The organism is Streptomyces sp. NPDC048171 (genome assembly GCF_043202655.1).
Classification (GTDB): Bacteria; Actinomycetota; Actinomycetes; order Streptomycetales; family Streptomycetaceae; genus Streptomyces.
This window is the reverse complement of record NZ_JBIDAU010000008.1, coordinates 37508-43507: the sequence shown is the minus strand read 5'-3', so window position 1 is coordinate 43507 and position 6000 is coordinate 37508. Positions and strand designations below refer to the sequence as shown.

Here is a 6000-nt window from a genome sequence, read left to right as displayed (position 1 = left end):
CGGACCACAGCAGCGGGCAGGAGCCCGGTCGCACCGCCGCAACCTGACCCACCGCGCGACGAAAACCCAGCAACCCACGGGACCACAGCAGCGGGCGGGAGTCCGGTTGCGGTCGGGGCCGGCTGGGCACACCCGTGGGCGGGAGCGGGTCGGGGCGCCCGGGCGGTGAGCGGGGCAGGCCTGCCCCGCGGGGCGACGGAGTACCCGTTCGCGCGGCGGGAGCGGGTCGCCGCTCCACACGGCGCGCGACGGCCCGCCCGCCGCGCGCGGCGGCGGGCGGGGTCCGCCTCGGGGTAACGGTTGGTGCCGGTGCGTGTGGGACGCGGGTCGACGCTCGACGCCGCCGCCACGCCCACCGTCCGTGCGGGGCCCGGGCTCGCCCGGGTCAGTCGTGGAGTACCTGTCGTGCCGTCAGCGCCAGGCTGATCTCGACGACGTCGGCCGGGCGGGCCAGGGAGCGGCCGGTCAGTTGTTCGCAGCGGCGGAGGCGGTTGAGGACCGTGTTGCGGTGGCAGTAGAGGCGTTCGCCGGCCCGCTGGGCCGAACCGTCGCAGTCCAGCCACGTGGTGAGGGTGTCGAGCAGCACCTCGCGGTCGGCTGCCTCCAGGCGGAGCAGGGGGCCGAGCACCCGGTCCGCGAGCGCCCGGCCCAGCTCGGGGCTGGAGACGACCAGGGCGGCGGGAAGCTCGTCGGCCAGCAGCACCGTGCCGCCGGACGGCGGGCAGATCTCCAGGGCGGTGTCCGCGAACCGGCGGGCGTCGCCGACGGCGGCGAGCCCGTCGACCGGGCTGCCGACTCCGATACGCAGGCCGGGGAAGGGGCTGTGCGGTTCGGGGAGCCCGTCGGCGGCGTCCGTCAGGACGATGCCGTAGTCGACCTCCGCCCCCGCGTGCCAGTGGACACGGGTGCCCGGCGGCAGGGCGGCGGCGCGGGCCGCGTCGGGACGGACGGTCGGTCCTCCGGCGACCGCGACCACGACGTACCGGCCCTGTTCCGGCAGGCCCAGCGCCTGGGCGGCCTCCGGCAGGTCGGCGATGCGGCTGGTGCCGTCGAGCAGGCCGGCCGCCAGCAGCCGGGCCCGGTTCTCGCGGCGCCGGCCGAGCTGCCACTCGGTCTGCCGGTAGGCGTCCGCGACGAGCGTGCAGTGCTCGTCGACGAAGTTCCACACGTCGGCGGCCACGTGCACGAGCAGGCGGACGTCCTCCGGCGCGGTCCTGGACGTCTCCTCGACCAGCCGCTGCCACACCAGGGAGCCGCCGAGGCGGAAGGCGTGCAGCAGGGCGTCCAGCGGGAGGCCCTGTTCTGCACGGGCGGCGCCGATCCGCCAGGAGCAGCGCCGGGCGGCGTCCCGCGCGCCGCGCGGGTCGAGCAGCGAGGCGACGCTGTGCCGCAGCGAACGGTGGGCCTCCTGCCAGGTCGCCGAGGGATCCTTGGTGAGGGCCGTGCGGTAGGCCGGTTCCTGCTCCTCCAGCAGGGCCACCAGCCGGTCGGTGAGGTCGGGCAGGTCGTCGAGCAGGGCGCGGGCGGCCCGGTGCAGGACGCGTACGGCGTCGGCGTCCATCAACGACGCGACGCTCGGTGTCCGCGGGCGTGGCACGGGCGTCAGCCCGATGCGGATCGCTGCTCGTGACCGTACGGCGTGCTGCATCGCGGTCCTCCCCAGGGCAGGGCTCGCGGAGGTGCCCCGCGGCGGACCGTCCCGCCCGCGCCGGGCCTGCCCCCTGACTCGTCCTGCCCCGAAGGATGGCATACCGTCCGGTCGGTCCCTAGGGGCGTGCACCGGTCTTTTCGACGGGTTCGGCCTGTTCGGCCTGCTCGACCATGCGGGCCAGCTCCAGGCGGGAGCGTACGCCGAGCGCGGCGAAGACCTTGCGGAGGTGGTAGTCGACGGTGCGGGTGCTGACCGCCAGGGTCAGGGCGACCTCCCGGTTGGTGGCGCCCTCGGCGACGTGCCGCGCGATGCGCAGTTGCTGGGGCGTGAGACGGGTGAGTGTCCCGGTGTCCGCGCCGTCCGACAGCGCCCCCAGCGCGCGCAGCTCACCGCGCGCCTGCGCCGCCCAGACGCCGGCGCCGCAGCGGTCGAAGCCGGCCAGCGCGGCGCCGAGCCGGCCGCGGGCCTCGCGGGGTCTGCGGCGGCGCCGCAGCCACTTGCCGTGGAGCAGCGCGGTGCGGGCCCGTTCGAAGTCGCCGCCCGCCTCGTCGTGCCGGGCGAGGGCGTGCCGGTAGAGGCCGTCCGCGCGGTCCGGCGGGGCGAGGAGGGCGTGGCAGCGGGCCAGTTGGGCGGCTGCCTGCGGGTCGGCACCGAACGCCGCCCAGCCCGCGAAGTCCGTGAGCACCTCGCGGGTCTCCTCGTGGCGTCCGGCGAGGACGGCGGCCTCCACGAAGCACGGGACCGCGAGCCGCCACACCGCGAAGTGACCGCGTCCGGGTCCCGGCAGGACGAGGAGGCCGAGCCGGTCGGCGGCGTCGAAGGGGCGTCCCCGGCCGAGGTCGGCCCGGGCCGTCGCCCACTCCGCGAGGGTGGCCACCTGGGCCAGCCCGTGGCGCCGCGCGGTGTTCAGCGCGGCGGTGACGTGCCGGGCGACGACGTCCGGCTCCTCCTCGATCGACGCGGCGAGGGCGAGGATCGCCCGGTGGTGGGCCGCGGTGTTGCGCTGTCCGGCGCGCAGGGCGGTACGCAGTCCCTCCTCCGCGTGGGTGCGGGCCTGCGGGTGCCGCCCGGCGCGGAGTTCGGCGTAGGCGAGGTACTCCAGCGCCTGCGGCACCAGTGCGTCCGACCCGAGCCGGCGGGCGGCGGCCAGCGCCCGGGCCCCGCCCCGGCGGGCGGCGTCCACGTCGCCGAGCAGCAGCGCGGCCGCCGCCGATCGCAGCAGCCCTTCGGGGCGGTCGTCGGTCCTCCCCCGCTCCACCACCTGCCCGAGCGGCGCGACGGCCCGGTCGATCCGCCCTTCGAGCATCGCCCGCATACCGACGCGGTGCTCACGCACGGCGGCTGCGAGGTGTCCCGCGGCGCGCGGGGGTGCGGGGTTCAGGTGGCCGGGGAGCGTGTTCCGCGGCTCCGGCGCGAGTGCCGCCAGGCACGCCGGCAGGTCGCCCGCCGCCCAGGCCGCGTCGGCGGCGGCCAGGGTGGCGGTGTCGGCGGCGGTGGGGGCGTCGGCGGCGAGGAGGGAGGCGGCGAGCAGCAGGGACTGGTGGGCGTCGCCGACGGGGCCGTCCCGCAGTTCCGTCAGTCCCCGCACCAGTTCGGCCCGGCCCCGCACAGCGGCGGGGGCGGCGGTGTCGCGGGCGGCGGTGAGCAGCGGGCGGGCCCGCTCGGGGCGGCCGGCGAGCAGGGCCTGCTCGGCCGCGGCCGTGTACCGCTCGGCGCGCGTGGCCGCGTCGACCGTCAGCTCGGCGGCACGGGCGTACGCCGTCGCGCGCAGCCCGTACGGCGCGGACACCGTGCCGTCGGCCGCCGCCGCCAACCGGTCCGCCAGCCGGGGTGCGGGCGCCGGTCCGGCCACTGACCAGGACCGGTGCAGCAGCGCCGGGAGCAGGTCGCCGCCCGGCTCCAGTACGTCGGCCAGCGCGCGGTGCGCGGCGCGGCGCCGGTCCGGCGCGGCGGTGGCGAGGACCGCGCGGCGGACCAGCGCGCCGTGGAAGCGCAGCCGGTCGCCGGCCAGGGCGAGTTGCTCGGGCAGCGGTGCCGGACGGGGGCCCGGCCCGGGCTCCGGGCGCAGGCGGCGCACGGCGTCGAGGACCAGCCCGGCGTCGGCGTCCGGCCCGTCCGCGGCGCGCACGGCGGCCGCCACCGTCAGCAGCAGGTCCCGCGCGTCGCCGCAGGGGCCGGCCGGCGCATCGCCCGCCACCTCGGCGAGGGTCGCCGCGTCGGCCAGGGGGCCGGGCAGGGGCAGGTGCCCGCGCAGTTCGGCGGGTGACAGCCGGCGGACCAGGGCGTGCAGCAGGGCCGGGTTGCCCTCGGCCTCGGCCAGGAGCCGCTCGCGGACGGCCGGCGCCACGGCGCCGTCGGTCAGGTCGTCGAGCAGGTCGGCGGCCACCGGCGGGCTCAGCGGGTCCAGGCGGACGGCGGGCAGGTGGGCGAAGTCCGGATCGGCGGCCCGGTGTCCGGCGACGGCGAGGAGGACTCCGGTCGGGCCGGCGGGTCGCAGGCGCTGCGTCGCGCGGCTCAGCGCGATCCGGGCCGGGGTGTCCCACAGGTGGGCGTCGTCCGCGCAGACGAGCACCGGGGCGGGGCCGGGCACCTCCCTCAGGGTGTCGAGCAGGTGCTCGGCGGTGGCGGGAGCGTCCGGTCCGGGTCCGAGGCGCAGTACGGGGCCGGCCCGGAAGGAACGGGCGGCCCACTGGAGCAGGGTGGTCCGGCCCAGTCCGGGTTCTCCGGTCACCACGAGGTGGCCGCCCCGGGCGGGCAGCCCGTCCAACAGCGCGCGCACCGCGTCCTGTTGTGCGCTCCGGCCGTGGATCCGCACGGCCGTACGAACGGTCGTCTCTCCGGTCATCCCCGGGAGGTTACGCGCGCGTAACCTGGTGCGGAAGGCATCGGTCCGCAGTCGCCGGACGGCTCATCGGCCCTGCCACCTGCACCGGTGTGCCGGCGCCCAGCCGGCCGGGGCCGGGGCCGTGCCCCGGCACAGCGAACCGGCGGCGGCCGCGACGTCCCCGCGACCACCGCCGGCCGGTACCGGACGGACCGTCAGGAACCGTGCGGGCAGTTGCCCCGGTACTCCTCGATGGTCAGGCTCGGGCGGGGCAGCGGGCACAGGAACTGCTCGTAGCGGGTGTCGTTGTCGATGAACCGCTTGAGCCAGGAAATGCTGTACTTCGCGATCGTCGTGTTCGACGTGTTCGGCGAGAAGTGCGTGGCGTTGTTCAGCTCCAGGTAGGCGCGGTCCGTCCCGGACGGCAGGCCGGAGTAGAACGGTTCGGCGTGCGAGGACACCGGGGCGACCGTGTCGCCGTCGGCGCCGAAGATCAGCGTGGGTGTGCTGACCTCGGGCCAGCTCTTGTCGGTGTTCCAGGGGGTGAGCGGGATCGCCGCCTGCAGCGACGGCCGGGACTTGGCGGCCTCCAGGCTGCCGCCGCCGCCCATCGAGTGGCCCATGACGCCGAGCCGGCTGCTGTCGATCCGGCCGCGCACGGAGCTGCGTCCGGTCAGGTAGTCCAGGGCGGCGAGCAGTTGCCGGCCGCGGGAGTCGGGCTGGTCGAGGGTGGTGTTGGTGTCGATGGTGAAGACGACGAAGCCCTGCGAGGCCAGCCGCGCGCCGAGCCAGGAGATGGAGGACTGGTACGCGGTGAAGCCCGGCGAGATCACGACGGCGCCGAACGTGCCGTCACTGGTGCTGGTCGGGTAGTAGATGGTGCCGCCGCCGAAGCCGGTGACCGAGAGCGAGGAGACGCTGGTGTCCGCCACGGAGTAGGGCCCGCGCAGTGCCTCGATGCTGGACACGGTGGGGGCCGGGCCGCGCTCGTAGGGGTTGTCGGCGGCCTGGGCGCCGGGCCCGGTGAGGGTGCCGAGCGCGAGGACGGCGGTCACGGCCGCCGCGAGTCCGGCGAGCCGCCGCCGGGTGCTCCGGGACCGGGGCGCGGCGTGGGTGTGGGGGTTCTGCTGCACGAGGGGTGGTCCTCTCTGTCGTGGCGAGCGGCCCGGCCGGTGGTCGCACACGTTCCGGTACACGTGGGGTCGCGTCCCGGGACATCCGCCGGTGGGCGTCGCCGATGAGCTGGCGGTGCCACTGTCGAGGGGCGGTGCGGCGAGAGGGATCGGCAGAATCACCGGTCTCGTGCGACGCGAGGGGCGATCGGCGGGCGACCCGAGGGCCACCCGCGGCCGGCGTGAGGGCGACGCGGTGGGGCGGGCCGGGGCCGCCGGGGGCCCGCGGCGGCCCCGCGCCGGGCTCGGGTCGGCACGCTGTCCGCGGGCCTGCCCGGTGTGACACGCTCGGCGTCGGCCGGGCTGTGACACCCCGGTCGTCATGTGGAACGTCGGCGGGCCCCCGAGCGGGT

3 protein-coding genes are annotated in these 6000 nt (G+C 77.5%); all 3 read right to left on the bottom strand.

Annotated features, from left to right (window positions below):
* Nucleotides 1-385: 385 nt before the first annotated feature.
* The 3 genes from ACGF3J_RS22710 to ACGF3J_RS22700 all read right to left on the bottom strand — a co-directional run bounded on the left by ACGF3J_RS22710 (nt 386) and on the right by ACGF3J_RS22700 (nt 5608).
* Complete coding sequence (locus ACGF3J_RS22710) at nt 386-1648, bottom strand: PucR family transcriptional regulator (RefSeq protein WP_393854553.1); 1263 nt, start codon at nt 1646-1648, stop codon at nt 386-388.
* 118 nt (nt 1649-1766) lie between these two features.
* Nucleotides 1767-4496, bottom strand: a complete 2730-nt coding sequence (locus ACGF3J_RS22705) for a LuxR C-terminal-related transcriptional regulator (protein WP_393854552.1) — start codon at nt 4494-4496, stop codon at nt 1767-1769.
* A gap of 194 nt (nt 4497-4690) precedes the next feature.
* Nucleotides 4691-5608 (bottom strand): alpha/beta hydrolase family protein, encoded by a 918-nt coding sequence (locus ACGF3J_RS22700; protein WP_393854551.1) that lies wholly within the window; start codon nt 5606-5608, stop codon nt 4691-4693.
* Nucleotides 5609-6000: the final 392 nt, after the last annotated feature.